The following is a 19,797-nucleotide window of genomic DNA, read 5'->3' on the forward strand; positions in this document are numbered from 1 at the left end:
CTACCCTTTTGGGGGGGGGGGTCCCCGCCCCCCCCCCCCACCTCCATGGGTCACCAGGTGACGGGCAGTTCGTGCACGCCGTAGACCGACCCGTTGAACTTGACCGGGACCTGGTGCAGGTCGGTGGCCAGTTTCAGCGTCGGAACGTGCCGGTAAAGGGTGCCGTGGACCACCTGCAGCTCCATGCGGGCCAGCGGCTTGACCCAGGCACTGGTGCGCGCCGAACCACAGGGCGTGCCATGCCACGCAAGTAAACCAGATGATTTAGCCAAGTCAAGCACGCGATTTAACAGGGCTCAAGTCGTCCACTTGGGGGGCCGCCTGCCGCCTCGACTGGTCGGCGGGCTGGGCAGACGGCGGGCCGGTTATGAGCGGGGTGTCACCGGGGCCTGCCACAGGCCGACGATCGCGTCGATCAGGCTGGCGGCCAGGTCGTCCCAGGTCGGATGGAGGGTGGGGGCATCGTCCGCGAGGGCCCGTTCCCGCTCGACGCACATCTGCACGATGAGGTGGCGGGCCATGGTGACGCGTTCGCGGCGGATCTCGTCGGGCAGGTCAGGCAGGGACCGGGCCAGGCCGTCCCGGAACAACCGCAAGATCGGGGCGGCCGTCAGGGCTTCGTCGACCATGACCGCGTTGAGCGCGGGGTCCGCCATGACCTGCGCGGTGAACCGGGCGTACCAGGTGGGGCTGCCCAGGGTCTCCAGGTGTTCGGCGAAGGGGCGGACCAGGCACGACGCCCAGTCCCGCGGGTCGGCGGAGTCGCCGATGCCGGTCATCATGCGTTCGCGGATGCGCTCGATATGCCCGGTGTGCTTGCGGGCGATCGCGCGGATCAGGTCGGCCTTGGTGCCGAAGTGGTAGCTGACCGCGGCGTTGTTGCCCTGCCCGGCGGCCTCGCTGATCTGGCGGTTGCCGACGGCGTGCACCCCGCGTTCGGCGAACAGCCGCTCGGCCGCGGCGAGAAGGGCTTCCCGCGTCGCGCTGACCTGCTCGTCTCGTGTCATCTTCATGATCGTCGTCTTCTACCGCACCGGGACTTCGCGCAGCCCGCGACGGCCTCAGTCCCTCAGGTCGTCGCAGGTCCTCGGCCGTGTACGGCGAGGCGTGATGGAAGGACAGCTTATGCAATGGGCCGATCAGCGGCTCTGCCCGCCGTTTGACAGGTGCCCATCCACCGCTAGAGTTTAAATCAATCGATTGATTTAATTGCTTAGCCTTTCGATTCGAGGAGGAAGCAGTGACGACAATCCCGGAGTACGACATCGCCAGGTCGGCGACGTGCCCGATGGACCCGGCGCCCGCGATGCGAGCCCGGCAGGAGGAGGGCCCGCTGACCCGGGTCCGGCTGTGGGACGGCAGCACCCCATGGCTGGTGACCGGCCACGCCGAGCACCGCGCCCTGCTCGGCGACCCGAGGGTCAGCGTCGAACCGGCGCGCGGCATCCCCCGGCTCTCCCCGGCGGAGGCCGCGTCGATGGAGAGCATGGCCGCCCAGGAGGGGGGCTCGGGCGGCATCGGCTTCATCATGATGGACGACCCCGAGCACGCCCGGCTGCGGCGCATGGTCACCTCGGCGTTCACCGTCAAGCGGGTGGAGGCGATGCGGCCGGCCACGCAGCAGATCGCGGACGACCTGATCGACCGGCTGCTGGCCGGGCCGAAGCCCGCCGACCTCGTCGAGGGGTTCGCCCTGCCGCTGCCCTCGCTGGTCATCTCCAACCTGCTCGGCGTGCCCTACGACGACCACGACTTCTTCCAGGCCAACAGCAGGACCATCATCAACCGCAACTCGACCCCCGAGCAGCGGGGAGGAGCCCAGCGGCGGCTGGCCGAGTACCTGGACGGGCTGATCGGCGAGAAGCTCGCCAAGCCCGCCGACGACTTGCTGTCCGGGCTGGTCGAGCGGGTCAAGGCCGGTGAGCTGACCCGGCCGGAGGCCGCCCAGATGGGGGTGCTGATGCTGTTCGCCGGGCACGAGACCACCGCGAACATGATCACGCTGGGCACGCTGGCCCTCCTGCAGAACCCGGACCAGGCGGCTCTCGTACGGGAGAGCGACGACCCGAAGCTGGTCGCCTCGGCGGTCGAGGAGCTGCTGCGCTACCTGACGATCACCCACGGCGGGCTGCGCCGGGTGGCCCTGGCCGACATCGAGATCGCCGGCCAGGTCATCAAGGCGGGCGAGGGCATCATCGCGGTCAACGAGACCGCCAACCGCGACCCGTCCGTCTTCCCCGCCCCGGACCGGCTCGACCTCCAGCGCAACGCCCGGCTCCACGTGACCTTCGGGTACGGGATTCACCAGTGCCTGGGACAGCCGCTGGCGCGGATGGAGCTGCAGGTCGCCTACACCGCCCTCCTGCGGCGGATCCCCACCCTGGCACTCGCCGCCGAGCTGGATGAGATCCCTTTCAAGCACGACGGCTTCATCTTCGGCGCCTACGAACTGCCCGTCACCTGGTAGAGGACATCATGAAGATCATTATTGACCAAGACAAGTGCGTCGCTTCCGGGCAGTGCGTGCTGGCCGCCGACGACGTGTTCGACCAGCGCGACGAGGACGGGATCGTGGTGCTGCTGAACGACGACCCGTCGCCCGAGCGGCTGGCGGACGTCCAACAGGCCGCCATGGTCTGCCCGGCCCTGGCCATCACCGTCGAGGAATGACCCCCGCGCCCATGCGCGTCCAGGTCTCCGTCACGACGTGCGCACCGTAATCGTGCGGCCCGAACACCATGTCTCCACGGCGGTCAGCGATCCTGACCGCCGTGGTTCCCGCCCCGGAGCCCGCGCGAGGAACGCGGGACATGAAGGCCATTGACACACCTTCGACACCGGATCTACGCTCCGGTCGAATCGATTCGTCAGAGCCGCCGCAGACGTGTCCGTGCGATGGGCGAAAGCCCGGCCATACGTACGGGCACAGCCGTCGAATTGATTCCGAAGGAGCCGCACATGTTCACGGCAACCCCACGACCGCCCGGTAGACGGCTCGCTCGCGTCACCGGGCTTCTGGCCGGGATGCTCATCGCCTTCACCATCCCGGCGCCGGCGCACGCCGCGGACGAATCCATCAGTGTCGACTTCGGCTCGGCCGGTGGCGCCCCTACCTACCGCGCGTCCGGGTGGATCTACGGCATGACGGAGAACGCGTCCGGACCGGCGGATCACTTCTACCGTGACGTCAAGTTCCGGTACATGCGGGCCGGTGGCGCGCAGCTCGGCTCACCCGGCGGCTGGGTGTCGGGCGCCTACGACCGCAGGTGGAACGCGACGCTGGCCCAGGCCCGGCGGACGATCGCGCTCGGCGGCCAGTTCATCATCCTTCCGCATGATTTATGGGGCGCGGACGGGTATCCGATCTCCCGCTTTCCGGGCGACAACGGCAACTGGGCCGATTACGACGCCTTCCTCACTCGCCTGATCAACGACGTACGAGCCGCCGGAATCACCGTGCAGTGGGACATCTGGAACGAGCCGAACATCTCCCTGTTCTGGAACCGCCCGCAGGCCCAGTACTTCGAGCTGTGGCGGCGCAGTTACCAGCGCATCCGTGCCGCCTTCCCGAACCATTTGATCGTGGGGCCGAGCTGCGCCTGTGTGCCCTCCACGACGAACGCCTGGTGGAACGGCTACCTCGACTTCGTCCGCGCCAACAACGTCATCCCTGACATCGTCAGCTGGCACTCCCTGCCCGGCGACCCGGTGGCCAACGTGGCGGCCGCCAACGCCACGCTCGACCCGCGCGGCGTCCCGCACCCGCGGCCGTACCAGATCAACGAGTACGGCGCCTCCAACGAGCAGAACCCGGGAGACGGGTCGTGGTACATCGCCCGACTGGAGCGCGCGGGCGCCGACGGGTTACGCGCGAACTGGGCGAGCGCCGGCAACCTGCACAACGATCTGGGCAACCTGCTCGTCCGCGACAGCGCCGGCCGGCATCTGCCCAAGGGCGAATGGTGGGTCTACCGCTTCTACGCCTCCCAGACCGGCCAGATCGTCTCGACGACCCCGAGTGCCGCCTACGACGCCTTCGCCACCAAGGCGGCCGGCGTGGCCAAGGTCCTGGTGGGCGGGGGCGGGACGACCGGCAACATCGCCGTCGGTCTGCGCCGCCTCGACACCACCAGCGGCATCGTGCAGAACAACCAGGTCCGCGCGGTCGTGCAGCGCGTCCCGTACAACGGCGGCGGCGCGGTCCAGGGGCCGATCACCGTGCAGAACACGGTCCTGACGCTGTCGGGGAACGCGATCACGCTGAACCTGCCGCACACCAACGCCGACGACACGTTCACCGTCACGCTGCTGCCGCCATCGGACGGCGGCTTCCAGTCCGTGGCGGTCGCGCAGCACTCCCAGCAATGCCTGGACAACACCGATCTGAGCACCGCCGACGGCAACGTACAGCAGCAGTTCCCCTGCGAGGGCGGCGACCAGCAACTGTGGAACTTCCAGCCGGTGACCGGCGTGACCGGCACGTACACACTGGTCAACCAGCAGAGCGGAAAGTGCCTTGAGGTGAACGCGGCGGCCACAGCCGACGGCACGCCGGTGAGCCAGCGGACTTGCGCCGGCGGGGCGCAGAACCAGCAGTTCGCCCTGCGCAAGGTGACCTACGCGGGCAACGATCCCCGGGACTATCAGCTCGTCGCCCGGCACAGCGGCAAGTGCGTCGACGTCAGCACCATCTCGACCGCCCCCAGGGCGCCCATTCTTCAGTGGACCTGCAACCCGGTTGGCCAGGCCAGTCCGCTCAACCAGACCTGGCGGCTCTGGGGCCGGTGACGGGTACGGGCTTGGCACACCGCCGCTCGTGGGCCGCGGCGAGAATGAGGTACGCGCCGGCCGTCCTCGATCAGCACGGTCGAGGGCGCCCAGATGGGTCGCGACAGCTCCTCCCCCAGCACGATCGGCATGAGGTCGAGCACTGATCCGGTAGCGGCGGCCGGTCTGGTAGACGGTGAAGACGTACGAGCCGTCGACAGGGTCCTGGTAGAAGTACGGGCCGCTGAACAGCGTCAAGACGGGGTCGGCGGCCGAGCGCCATAGATGTCGCGAGCGATGCGCGGCAGACGACCCGTCCGCGCCACGGAATGCGATGACGTGCCATCTCGTGAACCGGTTCGACTTACGATGGTCGCCGAGCGGTGGATTGGACGAGGAGTACGGGTGAACATCGGAGAGATCGCCAGGCGGGCGGGCGTGTCGCGCAGCACCGTCTCGTACGCGCTCACCGGCAAGCGCCCGGTGTCGGAGGAGACCAAGCGCCGCATCCAGTCCGTCATCGACGAGCTGGGCTACCGGCCCAACGCCGCCGCCAGGGCGCTCAAGGAGGGCCGTACCCGCACCATCGGCCTGGTCATCCCGCCGGCCAGCCAGCGCCTGACCGACATGCAGCTCGGCTTCGTGGCCAGCATGGTCGACGCCGCCGCCCGCGCCGACCTCGACGTCCTGCTGTCACCCTCGGGCGGCGAGCACGACCGCTCCTTCGAGCGCGTGGTCACCGGCCGGCGCGTGGACGGCGTCATCCTGATGGAGATCCGGCTGGAGGACGACCGGGTGACCCGGCTGCTGGAGAGCGGCCCGCCGTTCGTCGGCATCGGCCGTACCCGCCGGCCGGAGGACATGTCCTGGGTGGACATCGACTACGAGACGCTCATCGCCAAGTGCGTCCACCACCTGGCCGATCTCGGCCACCGGCACCTGGCGCTGGTCAACCGCAACGCCGAGCTGGTCGCCGCCGGCTATGGGCCGGGCCACCGCGCGCAGGCCGGCTTCGATCGCGCCATCGCCGAACGCGGCCTGCACGGCGTGCGGGTCTGCTGCGCCGACGACGCCCAGGCCGGGCAGAGCTGCCTGCGGCAGCTGCTCGCCGACCATCCGGAGCTGACCGCCATCGCCACCATCAACGAGGCGGCGGTGTCCGGCATGTACCGGGCGCTGGCCGAGGCGGGTTTGACCGTGCCCGGAGACTTCTCCATCGCCGGCGTCGCCGCCCAGCACTGGGCCGAGAACCTGCACCCGCCGCTCACCGCCGCCGACGTCCCCGCCGGCGAGATGGGCGCCCGCGCCGTCGAGCTGCTCATCCAGCGCATCGCCGACCCGGCCACCCCGCACCGTCACCTCCTGATCGCCCCGCCGATCTCGCTGCGCGCCACGACCGGGCCCGCCCGGCCCCGCTCCTGACGACTGACGACTGACGCCGGCGCCTGAGACCCACTCCAGGTCCCATCCAGGTCCGGTCCGCGCGACGGCGGCATGTCGCGACCGTTTCCTGGCTCTTGATCACCCCGCCAAGAGACGCTCATGGCCCAGTCGAATCGATTCGACTTGCCTTTTGAGCACTCCCCCGGACAGGAATGGATTCCCGGTTGTCGCTATCGGAGCCCAGGGTACGTTGCCGCGGACCTCGCGCGAGAACGTAGACGAACAGGACCGCCATGACCGCCGCGCCTGCCCACATGGCCTGCTGCCAGCCGTCGACGAAGGACTCCTGGGCGGCTCGGATCAGCGCCCGCGCCTGGGGGCCGGCCCCGTCGGCGGCCGTGAGGGCGTTGACGACGCCTTCACGGGCGGTGTCGGCGCCTGGTACTCCGTCGAGGCGGGCATCGATGGCACCGCGGTAGCCGGCGGTCAGGACCGCTCCGAGCAGCGCGACACCGAGCGCGGTGCCGAATTCCCGGGTGACGTCGTTGAGCGCGGACGCGACACCTTGACGCGCGCGCGGCAAGGCGGCGGTGATGGCCTCGGTGGCGGGCGTCATCGTCAAACCCATGCCGAGTCCCATGGCGAGCATGCCGGGGAGGATCGACAGGTAGCCGCCGTCGACGGAGACGAAGGTGGCCATGAGGACCAGCCCCGCGCCGCCCAGGAAGATCCCCGAGGCCATCGTGGAGCGGCCGCCGACGCGCGCGGCCACCCTCGGGGCGAGACCGGAGGCGAACATCATCAGCAGCGCCATCGGCATGAGCGCCAGGGTGGAGCGCAGGCCGGACCAGCCGAGCACCGCCTGGAAGTACGGGAAGAGGACTACGAAGATCCCTGCCTGCACGCCGAAGACGGCCAGGAGCGACACGGAACCACTCGCGAGACCTCGCTCGCGGAACAGGCGGACGTCGAGAAGTGGCGCCGGCCGGCGTAGCTCCCATGCCACGAATCCGGCGGCGGCGATGACGCCGACGAGGAGGCTCAGTAGCGTCGCGGGCGCGGTCCAGCCCCGTTCGGGGCCCTCCTGGAGAAAGAAGACGAGACCGACCACCGCGACCACGGACGACAGCGAACCGACGGCGTCGAACCCGTGCCCGGACGCCTCGCGCGAGTTCGGGACGGATCGCAGCGTCATGGCGATGGCGACGACGACGAGCACGACCGGCAGGACGAAGAGCCACCGCCAGCTCGCCAGGTCGACCAGGATGGCCGACAGGTACATCCCCAAGATGCCGCCACCGCCGGCGACGCCGGTCCACACGCCGATCGCCTTGGCGCGTTCCTCGTCCGGGAAGGTCGAGGTGATGACCGCGAGGGTGGCCGGCATGATCATCGCCGCGCCTACGCCGCTCAGGAAACGCGCGGCGAGCATGAGCTCGGACGACGTGGCAACCCCGGCCGCCGCACTCGCCACGCCGAAGACGAGCAGGCCGGCGAGCAGCACCGGCCTGCGGCCCCACCGATCGCCCAGCGCGCCGAGCGGCAGGAGCAACGCGGCCAGAGTGAGGGTGTAGATGTTGATGAACCACAGGACCTCGGATTGCGAGGTGTCGAACGCGACGCTGAGCTCCGGCTGGGCGACGTTCAACCCGGACACCGAAGCGATGACCGCCATGAGCGCGACGCAGACCCCGGCCAAGATCGTACGTCGTTGTCGTGGGTCTTGGACGGTCGGGCCGGGGGCTTCCGTGTCTGAGGACGGGTTCGTACTCACGGGATTCCTTTCATGCAGGTGCGTTCCTCATGGTGCTGAGCGTCAAGGCGGATGTGCAAACGTTGTTGCCGAATGGCAAAATGGCGGGATGGATGAGGCCATTGACCGCACTCTCGACGCCGTCGGACCGAGGTTGAAACGCCTTCGGCTGCATCGGGACGTCACACTCGCCGACCTCGCGGCGGAGACCGGGATCTCCACCAGCACCTTGTCCCGGCTCGAGGCGGGCTTGCGACGTCCCACGCTCGAGCAGTTGCTACCGCTGGCTCGCGCCTACGGGGTCACCCTCGACGAGCTCGTGGACGCGCCGCCGACCGGCGACCCCCGCGTCAATCTGCGGCCCATCTCCCGTGGCGACGGCGCCGTCATCCTGCCGCTGACCCGGAGGCCCGGAGGGATCCAGGCCTACAAGTTCGTCCTCCCGGCCGGAAGCGACGACGCCGAACCCGACCTGCGCAGCCACGAGGGCTATGACTGGGCCTATGTCCTCAACGGAACGCTCCGCCTCGTACTCGGCGAACACGACCTCATCCTGAAGCCCGGGGAGGCGGCGGAGTTCGACACGCGCACCCCGCACTGGTTCGGGGCCACCAGCGCCGGTCCCGTCGAGTTCCTGAGTCTCATCGGGAGACAGGGCGAACGCACGCACATCCGCGCGGCACCGAGACCTGGCTCGGCCGAGTGAGAGAGCTCGGGGACCTCAGGTCCTAGAAACCGCGTCCGCCGTCATCATCTCGACCGGGTGCCGCCACCGCTGGTTCACTCTTGCTTCATCGTCCTTCCCTACCGTGGGGCTCGCGTCGGCAGGCCCGCACCCCGGAGGAGCGATGAGCAAGTTAGTCGGCGGCCTCGCGCGAGTCGCCGTGGCAGCGGCCATCACCCTGACATCGGCCGGGTGCGGGATGAGCGTCCTCCGCCATACCCCGTCCATCCTGGACAAGGACGAGCTGATCGTCGCGGTGAAGCCGGACCAGCCCGGCCTGGGCCTGCGGACCAAGCAGGGCACCTTCGAGGGCTTCGACGTCGACGTGGCCACCTATGTGGCCGGCCACCTGGGCAAGAAGGTCTCCTTCGTCGCCACGACGTCGGAAGGCCGGGAGGCCAAACTGAACTCCGGCGAGGCGGACATGGTGGTGGCCACCTACTCCATCAGCCCACCGCGCAAGATGCAGGTGACGTTCGCGGGGCCGTACTACGTCTCGCAGCAGGACATCCTGGTCCGCAACGGCACGACGAACATCGGCAACGTACGAGATCTCGCGGGGCGCAAACTGTGCGAGGCCCAGGGCTCCATCTCCACGTCACGGATCATTGAAGGCCGCGGCGTGGCCGCCGTCCTGGTCCCGGCCCGCACCTACAGCGAGTGTGTGGACCTCCTCAGATCCGGCGCGGTGGACGCGGTCTCCACCGGCGACCTGATCCTCGCCGGGTTCGCCGCCCGGGACAAGGGCGCGTACACCATCGTTCACGCCCCGTTCACGGAGGAGCGGTACGGCGTGGCCCTCCGCCATGGCGACGTCGCGGGATGCGAGGCGGTCAACCGGGCCATCACCGCGATGTACCAGTCCCTAACGGCGCCCAAGCTCCTCCGCAAACACTTCGGCGCGACGGGTCTTTCGATATCCACCTCAGTGCCGCAGTTCGAAGGCTGCGCCTAAGAGGTCATCGGCGTTCTGCGGGGGCGCGGCTCAAGCGGATCATCGCCCGGTACAGGGCCGTCGGGGTGGGCGCGGGCGGCAGGGGCTCGGGGTTCGCGGGGTCCGGGACGGCGTACGACTGGATCATGCAGCCGACGAGCCGGCGCCACGCCTCCGGGGCCGCGCCGGCCGTGGCCGCGATGACACCGGCGTTGGCCATCAGCAGGATGACCAGGTCCTCGGTGGTGAAGTCGGGGCGCAGCCGGCCGGCTTCCTTGGCGCGTACGACCAGCTCGCTGAAGCCGCGGTAGGCCTCGTCCCGTTTGGCCTCCATGGCCCTGGCGCTGGGAAAGGTCATGGTCAGCACCTCGGAGAAACCGCGATCCGCGGCCTGCATGCCGCAGACGGTCTCGATGTACCAGGTGAATCCGTGCCACGGATCGGGGTCGGCCAGCGCGGTGGCGGCGGCATCGGCGTACGTCTGCATGGTGTCGGCGAAGACGGCCGCGACGAGGTCCTCGCGAGCGGAGAAATGCCGGAAGAGCGTCGCGATCCCGACCCCCGCCTCGCGCGCCACGGAGGCCATCGACGCTTCGATGCCGTCGCGCGCGTAGACCCGCCGGGCCGCGGCCAGGATGCGATCGCGGTTGTGCCGGGCATCGATGCGCAGGCCCTGGGTCGAGGGGTCTGCCGAGGGGTCTGGGGAAGCGGGGACGCGGCGGGCGGCAGGGCTCATGAAGCCATCATACAGAATCGGAATGGTCTATCCGATTCTGGTGTTACGCTGCACAGAACAAACGGATAAGCCGTTCCGATTAATTGAGGAGAGTCGCCATGCGCGCAATCGCCCTGAGTTCCGTCCCCGCGAGCCCCGCCATCACCGAGGTGGCCGCGCCCCGGCCCGAAGCCGGTGAGCTGCTGGTGAAGGTCGCCGCTTCGTCGATCAACGGCTTCGACGCGGCGACCGCGGCCGGCTACCTGCAGCAGGTGATGGAGCACCGCTATCCGCTGATCCCGGGCAAGGACTTCGCGGGCACGGTCGAGGCCGTGGGCGAAGGCGCCGAGGGGTTCGCCGTCGGGGACCACGTCTTCGGCGTGGCGATGAAGCCGTTCCTGGGCACCGGCTCGCTCGCCGAGTACCTCGTCGTGCCCGCCGCCTACGGCGTGGCGCACATTCCCCAGGGGCTCTCGACCGCTACGGCCGGAGCGCTGGGACTGGCCGGAACGGCCGCCCTGGACAGCATCGACGCCGTGGACCCGCAGAAGGGCGAGACCGTCCTGATCTCCGGCGCCACCGGCGGCGTGGGCGCGCTCGCCGTACAGGTCGCGGTGGCTCGCGGCGCCCGAGTGCTCGCCACCGCGCGACCAGGCGCGGAGAGCGATTTCGTACGAGGGCTGACCGACGCCGAGATCCACCTGGTGGACTTCACCGCGGAGGTGGAGGCGCAGGTGCGCGCCCTGGCCCCGAACGGCGTGGACGCGGTGCTGCACCTGGCCGGCGACGGCGCTCAGCTGGCGGCGCTGCTGCGGCCGGGCGGCCGGCTCGCCTCCACTCTCGGCTTCGGCCCCGACGCGGTCGAGGGCCGGGAGGTCAGCGTCACCTCGGTGATGGCCGACCCGAACCAGGTCACCTTGGACAAGCTGGCCACCGATGCCGTCGCCGGCGCCCTGCGAGTGCCCATCACCGCCACCTACCCGCTGGACCAGGTCGCCCAGGCGTTCGCCGACTTCGGCGCCGGCGCGCAGGGCAAGCTCGCGGTCTCCATCGCCTGAGTCTGTTTCCCTTCACCTGACAGGAGTTGATCATGCCCACCCTCGCCATCGTCGGTGCCGGCCCCGGTATGGGCCTGTCCATCGCCAAGCTGTTCGGCGGACACGGCTTCGACGTCGCCCTGATCGCCCGCGGCAAGGACAAACTGGATGAGCTTGTCGCCGAGCTCGCCGGCTCGGGCGTCACCGCGGCGGCCTTCCCCGCCGACATCATGGACCGCCCCGCCCTGGCCGTCGCCCTGGAACAAGCGGCGGCGCACTTCGGCGGTATCGACGTACTGGAGTACTCCCCCGCCCCGCACACCCCGGTCCCGGGCATCACCATGGCCGGCCCGCTGGAGGTGACCGTGGACAACCTCCAGCCGCAGATCGACTACTACCTGTACGGCGCGGTCACCGCCGCCAACCAGGTGCTCCCCGCGATGCTCGAAGCCGGCGCCGGCACCCTCCTGTTCACCACGGGAGGCGGCTCCATCACGCCGAACCCGATGATGGGCAACATCAACGCGGCCGCCGCCGCCCTGCGCAACTGGGTGCTCAACCTCAACGGCGTCCTGGCCGACCGAGGCGTCTACGCCGCGCACGTGGCGATCAGCGTCTGGATCGGCTCGAACGCGCCGGCGGGCTTCCCCACGGCGGAGGCGGACGACATCGCGGCGGTCTACTGGGATCTGTACAGCGGCCGCGACCGGGCCGAGCTGGAGTTCACGGGCTGATATCCGGGGTTGCTCGTGGACGCTCCTGTCAGGGCGGGGATGCGGCCAGGACGGCGGTCCTGGCCGCATGGCCGGGAAGCAAGGACGAAAGACTCTAACGTCTCCTCCCCGATCCGCTGATGCTGGGAAGCATGCAACTAGACGCGTCCGGCCTGCAGGTGCTCTCTCGCCAGGAGTGCCTCGACCTGCTGGACACGGCGCGGATCGGCCGGATCGTCTTCACCGACCGGGCCCTGCCCGCCGTCCAGCCGGTCAACTTCTGCCTGTACGGCGAGCACATCGTGATCCGCACCTCCGTCGGCTCCAAGCTGGCCGCGGCCACCCAGCGGAGCGTGGTCGCCTTCGAGGCCGACGAGTTCGACCCCGACGCGCGTACCGGCTGGTCCGTGACCGCGGTCGGGCACGCGCGAGCCGTACACGAGCCCGAGGAGATGGCCCGCCTCGCACAGCTCCCCCTGGTGCCGTGGGCGCCGGGCAGCCGTGACCACTACATCGTGGTGGCGGCCGAGCAGGTTTCCGGCCGCCGCATCACCGCGGCACCGACCACCTGAGCAGCCAGACCGACCAGCTGAACCACCGCATCACAGCGGGACCGACCAGCTGAGCCGGGTTCCGCCGCCCTCGGGTGAATCGACGGTGAACGTGCCGCCCAGCCGGGTGGCACGTTCCTCCAGGTTGGCCAGCCCGCTGTGCCGGCCATCGGGCTCGATGCCCACCCCGTTGTCGGTGACGACCAGGGTCAGCCGGCCGGCCGCCGCCTCCAGCAGAATGTCGGCCTTGGCCGCCTTGGCGTGCCGTACCAGGTTGGACAGGGCCTCGCGCAGCACGGCCGCCACCTGCTCGGCCACCGATTGGCTGACCAATGTGTCGAGCTGCCCCTCTAGCCGCAGTCCGGGACGGAAGCCCAGGTGCGCGGCGGCCCCGTCGACCAGCTCGGCGACCTGACCGCGCAGCCCGCTCGTCCCCGAGCCCTGCAGGGCGAAGATGCTGGCTCGGATCTGCCGGATCGTCTCGTCCAGCTCGTCGACCGCGTGCTGGACCCTGCTCGTGGCCTCAGGACGCTCGATCAGCCTGACGGCGCCCATCAGCGTCATGGCCACCGCGAACAGCCGCTGGATCACCACGTCGTGCAGGTCCCTGGCGATTCTGTCACGGTCTTCCAGCAGGCTGAGCCGCTCCGCGGCGCGACGCACCTCGGCCAGCTCCACCGCGATGGCCGCCTGGCCCGCGAAGGCCCCCAGCATGTGGCCGTCGGCCTCGCTGAACGGCAGCCGCCCCGAGCGCTTGCTCATGGCGACCACCCCGCGTACCGAAGGCGGCGCGCCCAAGGGCACCAGCAGCCGCATGTCGCCCTCGGTGAGCGACTCGCCGCGGGTGTAGACCTCCCCCGCCATCGTCGTGGCCACCGCGCACGAGGTGCCCAGCAGCTCGTCCGCCCGGTCACCCTCGGCGATCTCCACCACCAGCCGGGTGCCGCCGTCGGCGGGCACCATCAGCTCGACCAGGTCGGCATCCGTCATCTCCTTGGCCTTGCTGGTCAGTGTGACGAGGACGTCGCGCGGATCGGTGCCGGACAGAAGGCTGGTGGTGATCTCCGAGGAGGCCCGTAGCCACTTCTCCCGCCGCCGGGTCTGCTCGTACAGGCGCGCGTTCTCCACCGCCACGCCCGCCGCGGTGGCCAGGGCGATGACGACGGCCTCGTCCTCCTCGTCGAATTCGCCGCCACCGCGCTTCTCCGTCAGGTAGAGGTTGCCGAACACCTCCTCCCGCATCCGGATCGGCACGCCCAGGAAGGTGCCCATGGGCGGATGGCCGGGCGGGAAACCGTAGGATTCCGGGTGATCGGCGATCCGCGCCAGTCGCAGCGGCCGGGCGTCCTTGATCAACAATCCGAGCAGGCCGAGCCCGTGCGGCCAGTGTTCGATCTTGGCGATCTCTTCCTCGGTCAATCCCACGGGTATGAACTCGATCAGCGTGCTCTCATGGCCGATCACCCCCAGTGCGCCGTAACTGGCGTCCACCAGGTTGGCCGCGGTCTCCACGATCCGCCGCAGCACCGTTCCCAGATCGAGATCGCTGCCCACCGACACCACCGCGTCCAGCAGCGCGTGCACGCGGTCGCGCGTGGCGAGCACCGCGTTCAGCCGCACCTGCAGCTCAGCCAGCAGCTCGTCCAGCCGCATGGACGGCATCACCGATCCATCGCTCATACTCGCAGTTTCTGCCCGAACGATCGATCGGTAAAGCTCCCTCGAACAGCCCTGGTGGCCTATGAGACGTGACGGCTAATCGGTGATATAGTACTGGCCATGGTTTTGACGGGAGCTTCCCTGCAGCGGACGAGTCTGCGCGATCAGGCGCTGTCGGTGCTGAGGGAGGCGCTGGTCACGGGCTCCCTGGAGCCGGGCGAGGTGTATTCGGCGGCATCGCTGGCGACGGAGCTGGGGGTGTCCACGAGTCCGGTACGCGAGGCGATGCTCGCCCTGGTCGATGAGGGTCTGCTGGAGGCGCTGCCCAATCGGGGATTCCGTGTCGTGTCGTTCACCGAGCAGGACTTCACCGAGATCTTCGAGCTGCGCATGATGCTCGAGGTTCCCGGGGTGGGCCGGGCGGCCGAGTTGGGCTTGGGGGATCGTGTGGAGCGGCTGTCGCACCTTGTCGATGTCATCGAGCGGACGGCCGAGGAGCACGATCTGGCCGGCAACCTTCAGGCCGATCGCGACTTTCACCTCCTGCTGCTGGAGGCGACCGGGAACCGGCGACTGGTCGACTCGGTGGCGTGCCTGCGCGACCAGACCCGCCTGTACAACCTGCGCCGCCTCACCGCGGACGGTGACCTGGCCGGCTCCGCGGCGGAGCACCGTCCGTTGCTGGCGGCGGTCCTGAAGGGCGACCGTGCGCTCGCCGAAGAGCTGATGCGTCGGCATCTGTCGCACATTCCGGGTGACTGGTCGTCGGGCGGCGAGCCGCAGCGCGGGCCCACCACTTGAGGTTAAGAAGACTTCGCGAAGGAGCAGTGGTCGTCCCATGAGCGTTCTGTCGTCGATCAGCGGTCCGGCGGATCTCAACGGGTTAAGCCCCGCGGAGCTGGACCGGCTCGCCGCCGAGATCCGTGAGTTCCTGATCGACGCGGTCTCCCGCACGGGCGGCCATCTGGGGCCGAACCTCGGCGTCGTGGAGCTGACCATCGCCTTGCACCGGGTCTACGACTCCCCCACCGACCGCGTCATCTTCGACGTCGGCCACCAGGCGTACGTGCATAAATTGCTCACAGGGCGGCAGGACTTCTCGCGATTGCGGCAGGAAGGCGGGCTTTCCGGCTACCCGAGCCGGGTCGAGTCCCCGCACGATGTCGTGGAGAACCAGCACGCCTCGACCGCCCTCAGCTGGGCGTACGGGCTGGCCAAGGCCCACCGTCTCACCGGTCTGCGCGACCGCCACGTCGTCGCCGTGATCGGGGACGGCGCCCTGACCGGCGGGATGGCATGGGAGGCGCTGAACAACATCGCCGCCGACCCGTCGCTGCCGCTGGTGATCGTCGTCAACGACAACGAGCGCTCCTATTCACCGACGATCGGCGGCCTGGCCACCCACCTGGCGGCGCTGCGCACCACCGACGGCTACGAACGGTTCCTGCGGCGTACCCGGGACATCCTCGACCGCACCCCGATGATCGGGCGTCCGTTGTTCGACGCTCTGCACGGTGCCAAGAAGGGGCTCAAGGACTTCGTCGCGCCGCAGGGCATGTTCGAAGACCTTGGCCTGAAGTACGTCGGCCCGATCGACGGTCACGACCGGGCGGCGGTGGAGCAGGCGCTGCACCTGGCCAAACAGTTCTCCGGCCCGGTGATCGTGCACTGCATCACGGAGAAGGGGCGGGGCTATCCGCCGGCCGAGCAGTCCGACGAGCGGTTCCACCAGGTCAAGGTGATCGATCCGGACACCGGGGTGCCGCTGCGCGTGGCCGGAGAGGACTGGACCTCGGTGTTCGCCGGGGAGCTGGTGCGGATCGGTGCCGAACGACCTGACGTGGTGGCGATCACGGCGGCGATGCTGCGCTCGACCGGGTTGGAACCCTTCGCCCAGCGCTTCCCCGACAGGGTCCTCGACGTGGGCATCGCCGAGCAACACGCGGCCACCGCCGCGGCGGGACTCGCCACGGGCGGGCTGCATCCGGTCGTCGCCGTGTACGCCACATTCGCCAACCGTTGTTTCGACCAGTTGCTGATGGATGTGGCATTGCACCGGTGCGGGGTGACGTTCGTCCTGGACCGGGCGGGGATCACCGGTGACGACGGCGCCTCTCACAACGGCGTATGGGACCTGGCCGTCCTTCAGGTCGTACCGGGGCTGCGGATCGCGGCACCCCGGGACGGCGAACGCCTGCGGGAACAGTTGCGCGAGGCGCTGGCGGTGGACGACGCGCCCACACTGGTCCGCTATCCGAAGGGAAGCGTCGGTGCCCCGATCCCGGCCGTCGGGCGGATCGGCGGCATGGACGTGCTCCGGGAAGCCACTGCTGATCGCCAGAGCACGGACACCGAACCGGTGGCAGATGTCCTGATCGTGGCCGTCGGCGCGCTGGCTCCGCTGTGCCTGCGGGTCGCCGAGCGCCTGGCCGATCACGGCATCACCGCGACGGTGGTCGACCCGCGCTGGGTCAAGCCGGTCGATGACCTGCTGCCCGGCCTCGCCGCCCGGCACCGCATGGTGCTGACGGTGGAAGACGGGGTACGGGCCGGCGGCGTCGGCTCCGCCGTCGCGCAGGCTCTGCGCGACGCGGGGGTCGACGTGCCGATGCGTGACTTCGGGGTACCGGTGGCGTTCCTCGACCACGCCGGCCGCGATCGCGTGCTCGCCCGCCTCGGCCTGACCGCGGCGGACATCGCCCGCCAGGTCGAGGAGACCTTCCTGCGGCTCACGCGCCAACCCCAGGACGCCTCCGCCTCCTGACTCCTATGGATCGGGCGGAGGATCATGAGTCGGTCAGGTCGGAGAGCGGGCGGCGGACCCCGTGGCTCTCGTCGGCGGCGATGCCGAGCCGCATGAGCATCTGCGGGTAGGCGCCCGCGCACATCCGCTGCCGGAGGAAGTCGCGTAGGTGCGGCTCCTCCAGCGCCTGGGTGTGGAAGGCGGCGCTCACTCCGTGAGCCGAGGCGTGCAGCAGCACGTGTTGCAGCGCCTGCCCGGCCGCCAGCCAGGCCTCGCGGGTGTCCTCACGGGTGGTCAGCAGTGCCACCACCCCGGTGGCGCGTGACATGCTCTGGTCGGTGTCGGTCCCCCAGGGGTGCTGGTGGGCGAAGTCGCGCTGGGCGAATTCACCGCTCAGCTGTTCGGGGTACGCGCCGGTCGGCTGCTCAAGGTCGGCGTCAGCCGGCCGCTTGGGGTAGGAGTCGGCGGGCACGCCGTCACCTCGGGTGCTTCCCGGTGGGCGCGCCCACCGCATGACCTCGAGGGTGAAGGGCCAGTCCTGCGACTGGACGGCCTGGGCCGCCTCGGTCAGCGCGGCCAGGGCCCGTACGGCGGCGGGCGCCCCGACGGGCGTGAAGGTCGCGCCCTCGGTGGCGGCCTCGCGCTGCCACTGTGCCACGAGCCGCTCGGGCACGGGCGTCTTGGTGAATCCCGCCCGGTGCGTACGCCGCACCTCGATCTGCCCGGCCAGCATGCTGGTGTGCTCGTCCGGCTCGACGGCCTCGCCCAGCCGTACCGTCGCCAGCAGCGAGGGCCGGTCGGGATCGGGCAGGATCCGCACGATCGGCTCGCGGCCGGCCTGATGCAGCGCGGTACGCAGGTTGAACACGGCCGCCCCGCAGCTGATCAGCATTTCCCTGCCGCCAGGGTCTTCCAGGGCCAGTTTGCGATCGGTGCTCGCGCGGACGGCGATCTCCTGGCCCGTGACGGCGAAGGTCCAGGGCTGGGTGTTGTGCACCGACGGCGCCCAGCGCGCCGCCTCGAGCGCGATGTCGATGGTCATGTCGTTCTCCCAGGTCAGGCCGCGGATCGCCATAGCCCCACGATCCGCCCGTGTGCCTGCCACCGGCAGAGGCCAAAGTCCCATCGATCACGGCCATACGGCACTCTTCGGGTCCGCCTCGGTCAGGCCGCCAGGGCGTACGGGATCCGGTCGGCCGGCGCCATTCGCACGACTCCTTCATCCATCAGCGCTTCGATCGTCATGTCATGGCAAGCGCAGGTCCGCCGCGGCGTCCGGCACGAAGGTCTCCGGCCTGCGCGGCGGGCGCCGGTAGCCGGTGGCGGGCGGGCGGTGCGGGATCTTCAGCTCCGCCCGCCGCACCTCCTCATAGGGGATCGTGGACAGCAGGTGCGCGATCATGTTGATCCTGGCCCGCCGCTTGTCCTCGCTCTCCACCTCGTACCACGGCGCCTCTGGGATGTCGGTGTGCACCAGCATCTCGTCCTTGGCCCTGGAGTAGTCCTCCCAGCGATTGATCGACTCCAGGTCCATCGGCGACAGCTTCCACTGCCGCATCGGATCCTTCAGCCGGGCGTGGAAGCGCCGCTCCTGCTCCTCGTCGCTCACCGAGAACCAGTACTTGCGCAGCAGGATCCCGTCCTCCACCAGCAACCGTTCAAAAATCGGACACTGGTGCAGGAATCGCGTGTATTCCTCCTGGGTGCAGAATCCCATCACCCGTTCGACACCCGCGCGGTTGTACCAGCTGCGGTCGAACAGCACGATCTCCCCGGCGGCGGGCAGATGCTCGATGTAGCGCTGGAAGTACCATTGCGACCGCTCACGCTCGGTCGGTGCCGGGAGCGCCGCGATGCGCGCCACGCGCGGGTTGAGGTATTCGGAGACCCGCTTGATCGTGCTCCCCTTGCCCGCCGCGTCCCTCCCCTCGAAGATCACGACCACTCGCCGGCCTCGCACGCGCACCCACTCCTGCAGCTTCACCAGCTCTCCTTGCAGGCGGAAGAGCTCCTTCTCGTACACCTTGCGCGGCAGTCTCTTCGTCATCGGGCTTCCTCGGCGAACGGTCCGAACGGCACCGGTAGCGCGGCGGAGCGCCGCCTGGCCGTGGCACGCACCGCGGTCAAAGTCAGCACCAGCGTCAGCACCGACACTCCGGCCAGCAGGGCCAGGCCCACCCCGTAGGAGCCGAACAGACCGTAGACGAACCCCATCTCCACCGGCGGCACGAACCCGCCCAGCCCACCGGCGGCGCCGACCAGGCCCGTGACCGAGCCGACCTTGTCGACCGGGGCCGCCACCGCGACCAGGGCGAAGGTGGCCCCGCTGCCGGCGCCGAGCGCCGCGGCCATGGTCAGGAACGCGACCGTGCCCAGCGGCATCAGCGGTGGGGTGAACGCCAGGACCGTGGCGCAGAGCGCGACGACGGCGAACACTGCGGCCAGGATCACGAACCCGCCCACCGGCAGCGCCTGCTGGGCCGCCGACAGTCCCAGCAGTTCCTTGAAGCGCGGGCCCAGTGGGCTGAGCAGCGCCCACGCCCAGAAGTTCACCGCGAATCCCACGGTCGCCACCGCCGGCATCAGCGCCGGCCGACGGGTACCGGCGCGTGGGACTGCTCGGTCGATCCTGTCGGTGCCCATCTAACCCGTTCCTGTCGTATTCACCGGCTGCCACCTGCTGTTTTTGCCCTGCCTCATCCCCTCGCATCCCACAGCGGCAGCTCCATGCCTCCTAGGGGCGAAAGTCCTGCCTATTGAGTGCTTTGGTCTTCACTCGCTTTTGGGACTTTGGCCTCTATTCCGCGGTTGACCTGGC

General features: G+C 69.7%; 19 protein-coding genes. 11 read left to right on the plus strand and 8 right to left on the minus strand.

The features are described from left to right. Window positions 1-50: 50 nt before the first annotated feature. Together AB0B64_RS38295 and AB0B64_RS38300 are read right to left on the minus strand one after the other, a co-directional pair. Window positions 51-185 (minus strand): hypothetical protein, encoded by a 135-nt coding sequence (locus AB0B64_RS38295; RefSeq protein WP_357960625.1) that lies wholly within the window; start codon window positions 183-185, stop codon window positions 51-53. 180 nt (window positions 186-365) lie between these two features. Continuing rightward, window positions 366-1,013, minus strand: coding sequence for a TetR family transcriptional regulator (locus AB0B64_RS38300; RefSeq protein ID WP_358183893.1), 648 nt, complete (start codon window positions 1,011-1,013; stop codon window positions 366-368). Between the two features lie 227 nt (window positions 1,014-1,240). Here AB0B64_RS38300 and AB0B64_RS38305 point away from each other — a divergent pair, with 227 nt between their 5' ends. The 4 genes from AB0B64_RS38305 to AB0B64_RS38320 all read left to right on the plus strand — a co-directional run bounded on the left by AB0B64_RS38305 (window position 1,241) and on the right by AB0B64_RS38320 (window position 6,189). Continuing rightward, window positions 1,241-2,467, plus strand: a complete 1,227-nt coding sequence (locus tag AB0B64_RS38305) for a cytochrome P450 (RefSeq protein WP_358183896.1) — start codon at window positions 1,241-1,243, stop codon at window positions 2,465-2,467. A gap of 8 nt (window positions 2,468-2,475) precedes the next feature. Next, complete coding sequence (locus AB0B64_RS38310; protein WP_357960616.1) at window positions 2,476-2,670, plus strand: ferredoxin; 195 nt, start codon at window positions 2,476-2,478, stop codon at window positions 2,668-2,670. A gap of 288 nt (window positions 2,671-2,958) precedes the next feature. Further along, window positions 2,959-4,788, plus strand: coding sequence for an RICIN domain-containing protein (locus AB0B64_RS38315; RefSeq protein ID WP_358183899.1), 1,830 nt, complete (start codon window positions 2,959-2,961; stop codon window positions 4,786-4,788). A 384-nt stretch (window positions 4,789-5,172) separates the two neighbouring features. Continuing rightward, a complete protein-coding gene (locus AB0B64_RS38320) occupies window positions 5,173-6,189 on the plus strand; it encodes a LacI family DNA-binding transcriptional regulator (RefSeq protein WP_357960611.1) in 1,017 nt (338 codons plus the stop codon). A 118-nt stretch (window positions 6,190-6,307) separates the two neighbouring features. On the opposite strand, the gene AB0B64_RS38325 is transcribed toward AB0B64_RS38320, so the two are convergent. Next, window positions 6,308-7,924, minus strand: a complete 1,617-nt coding sequence (locus AB0B64_RS38325; protein WP_358183902.1) for an MFS transporter — start codon at window positions 7,922-7,924, stop codon at window positions 6,308-6,310. An 88-nt stretch (window positions 7,925-8,012) separates the two neighbouring features. Here AB0B64_RS38325 and AB0B64_RS38330 point away from each other — a divergent pair, with 88 nt between their 5' ends. Both AB0B64_RS38330 and AB0B64_RS38335 read left to right on the plus strand, forming a co-directional pair. Beyond that, entirely contained in the window at window positions 8,013-8,609 is a 597-nt protein-coding gene (locus AB0B64_RS38330) for an XRE family transcriptional regulator (RefSeq protein ID WP_357960605.1), read from the plus strand. 142 nt (window positions 8,610-8,751) lie between these two features. After that, window positions 8,752-9,582 (plus strand): glutamate ABC transporter substrate-binding protein, encoded by an 831-nt coding sequence (locus AB0B64_RS38335; RefSeq protein WP_358183905.1) that lies wholly within the window; start codon window positions 8,752-8,754, stop codon window positions 9,580-9,582. Window positions 9,583-9,586: 4 nt separating this feature from the next. Here the strand turns inward: AB0B64_RS38335 and AB0B64_RS38340 are convergent, their stop codons facing one another. Continuing rightward, on the minus strand, window positions 9,587-10,297 hold the full coding sequence (locus AB0B64_RS38340) for a helix-turn-helix domain-containing protein (protein ID WP_357960600.1): 711 nt from the start codon (window positions 10,295-10,297) through the stop codon (window positions 9,587-9,589). 98 nt (window positions 10,298-10,395) lie between these two features. On the opposite strand from AB0B64_RS38340, the gene AB0B64_RS38345 reads away from it, so the two are divergent. The 3 genes from AB0B64_RS38345 (at window position 10,396) to AB0B64_RS38355 (ending at window position 12,598) form a co-directional block, all read left to right on the plus strand. Beyond that, a complete protein-coding gene (locus AB0B64_RS38345; RefSeq protein WP_358183909.1) occupies window positions 10,396-11,334 on the plus strand; it encodes an NADP-dependent oxidoreductase in 939 nt (312 codons plus the stop codon). 32 nt (window positions 11,335-11,366) lie between these two features. Then, on the plus strand, window positions 11,367-12,047 hold the full coding sequence (locus tag AB0B64_RS38350) for an SDR family NAD(P)-dependent oxidoreductase (RefSeq protein ID WP_358183912.1): 681 nt from the start codon (window positions 11,367-11,369) through the stop codon (window positions 12,045-12,047). Window positions 12,048-12,178: 131 nt separating this feature from the next. Continuing rightward, on the plus strand, window positions 12,179-12,598 hold the full coding sequence (locus tag AB0B64_RS38355; RefSeq protein ID WP_358183915.1) for a pyridoxamine 5'-phosphate oxidase family protein: 420 nt from the start codon (window positions 12,179-12,181) through the stop codon (window positions 12,596-12,598). Between the two features lie 30 nt (window positions 12,599-12,628). On the opposite strand, the gene AB0B64_RS38360 is transcribed toward AB0B64_RS38355, so the two are convergent. Then, window positions 12,629-14,257, minus strand: coding sequence for a GAF domain-containing protein (locus AB0B64_RS38360; protein WP_358183918.1), 1,629 nt, complete (start codon window positions 14,255-14,257; stop codon window positions 12,629-12,631). Between the two features lie 99 nt (window positions 14,258-14,356). On the opposite strand from AB0B64_RS38360, the gene AB0B64_RS38365 reads away from it, so the two are divergent. Together AB0B64_RS38365 and dxs are read left to right on the plus strand one after the other, a co-directional pair. Next, window positions 14,357-15,037: a GntR family transcriptional regulator gene (locus AB0B64_RS38365; protein WP_358183921.1), complete on the plus strand. Its 681-nt coding sequence runs from the start codon at window positions 14,357-14,359 to the stop codon at window positions 15,035-15,037. Window positions 15,038-15,074: 37 nt separating this feature from the next. Beyond that, window positions 15,075-17,000 (plus strand): 1-deoxy-D-xylulose-5-phosphate synthase, encoded by a 1,926-nt coding sequence (gene dxs / locus AB0B64_RS38370; RefSeq protein WP_358183924.1) that lies wholly within the window; start codon window positions 15,075-15,077, stop codon window positions 16,998-17,000. Window positions 17,001-17,022: 22 nt separating this feature from the next. On the opposite strand, the gene AB0B64_RS38375 is transcribed toward dxs, so the two are convergent. The 3 genes from AB0B64_RS38375 to AB0B64_RS38385 all read right to left on the minus strand — a co-directional run bounded on the left by AB0B64_RS38375 (window position 17,023) and on the right by AB0B64_RS38385 (window position 19,622). Beyond that, window positions 17,023-18,054, minus strand: a complete 1,032-nt coding sequence (locus tag AB0B64_RS38375) for a hypothetical protein (RefSeq protein ID WP_358183927.1) — start codon at window positions 18,052-18,054, stop codon at window positions 17,023-17,025. Window positions 18,055-18,225: 171 nt separating this feature from the next. After that, window positions 18,226-19,026 carry a polyphosphate kinase 2 gene (gene ppk2, locus AB0B64_RS38380; RefSeq protein WP_357960578.1) on the minus strand — a complete coding sequence of 267 codons (801 nt, stop codon included), beginning with the start codon at window positions 19,024-19,026 and terminating at the stop codon, window positions 18,226-18,228. Next, window positions 19,023-19,622 (minus strand): hypothetical protein, encoded by a 600-nt coding sequence (locus tag AB0B64_RS38385; protein ID WP_357960575.1) that lies wholly within the window; start codon window positions 19,620-19,622, stop codon window positions 19,023-19,025. Before AB0B64_RS38385 ends, ppk2 begins: the two co-directional genes overlap by 4 nt. Window positions 19,623-19,797: the final 175 nt, after the last annotated feature.

The sequence above is a fragment of the Nonomuraea sp. NPDC049129 genome (genome assembly GCF_040648495.1).
Lineage (GTDB): Bacteria > Actinomycetota > Actinomycetes > Streptosporangiales > Streptosporangiaceae > Nonomuraea.

Excerpts from the sequence above, each read along its gene's own strand:
- AB0B64_RS38340 (WP_357960600.1), bottom strand. The coding sequence starts at position 10,297 with ATGAGCCCTGCCGCCCGCCGCGTCCCCGCTTCCCCAGACCCCTCGGCA.
- AB0B64_RS38350 (WP_358183912.1), top strand. The coding sequence starts at position 11,367 with ATGCCCACCCTCGCCATCGTCGGTGCCGGCCCCGGTATGGGCCTGTCC.
- AB0B64_RS38360 (WP_358183918.1), bottom strand. The coding sequence starts at position 14,257 with ATGAGCGATGGATCGGTGATGCCGTCCATGCGGCTGGACGAGCTGCTG.
- AB0B64_RS38330 (WP_357960605.1), top strand. The coding sequence starts at position 8,013 with ATGGATGAGGCCATTGACCGCACTCTCGACGCCGTCGGACCGAGGTTG.
- AB0B64_RS38345 (WP_358183909.1), top strand. The coding sequence starts at position 10,396 with ATGCGCGCAATCGCCCTGAGTTCCGTCCCCGCGAGCCCCGCCATCACC.
- AB0B64_RS38335 (WP_358183905.1), top strand. The coding sequence starts at position 8,752 with ATGAGCAAGTTAGTCGGCGGCCTCGCGCGAGTCGCCGTGGCAGCGGCC.
- ppk2 (WP_357960578.1), bottom strand. The coding sequence starts at position 19,026 with ATGACGAAGAGACTGCCGCGCAAGGTGTACGAGAAGGAGCTCTTCCGC.
- AB0B64_RS38385 (WP_357960575.1), bottom strand. The coding sequence starts at position 19,622 with ATGGGCACCGACAGGATCGACCGAGCAGTCCCACGCGCCGGTACCCGT.
- AB0B64_RS38315 (WP_358183899.1), top strand. The coding sequence starts at position 2,959 with ATGTTCACGGCAACCCCACGACCGCCCGGTAGACGGCTCGCTCGCGTC.
- AB0B64_RS38300 (WP_358183893.1), bottom strand. The coding sequence starts at position 1,013 with ATGAAGATGACACGAGACGAGCAGGTCAGCGCGACGCGGGAAGCCCTT.
- dxs (WP_358183924.1), top strand. The coding sequence starts at position 15,075 with ATGAGCGTTCTGTCGTCGATCAGCGGTCCGGCGGATCTCAACGGGTTA.
- AB0B64_RS38355 (WP_358183915.1), top strand. The coding sequence starts at position 12,179 with ATGCAACTAGACGCGTCCGGCCTGCAGGTGCTCTCTCGCCAGGAGTGC.
- AB0B64_RS38295 (WP_357960625.1), bottom strand. The coding sequence starts at position 185 with ATGGAGCTGCAGGTGGTCCACGGCACCCTTTACCGGCACGTTCCGACG.
- AB0B64_RS38310 (WP_357960616.1), top strand. The coding sequence starts at position 2,476 with ATGAAGATCATTATTGACCAAGACAAGTGCGTCGCTTCCGGGCAGTGC.
- AB0B64_RS38375 (WP_358183927.1), bottom strand. The coding sequence starts at position 18,054 with ATGGCGATCCGCGGCCTGACCTGGGAGAACGACATGACCATCGACATC.
- AB0B64_RS38365 (WP_358183921.1), top strand. The coding sequence starts at position 14,357 with ATGGTTTTGACGGGAGCTTCCCTGCAGCGGACGAGTCTGCGCGATCAG.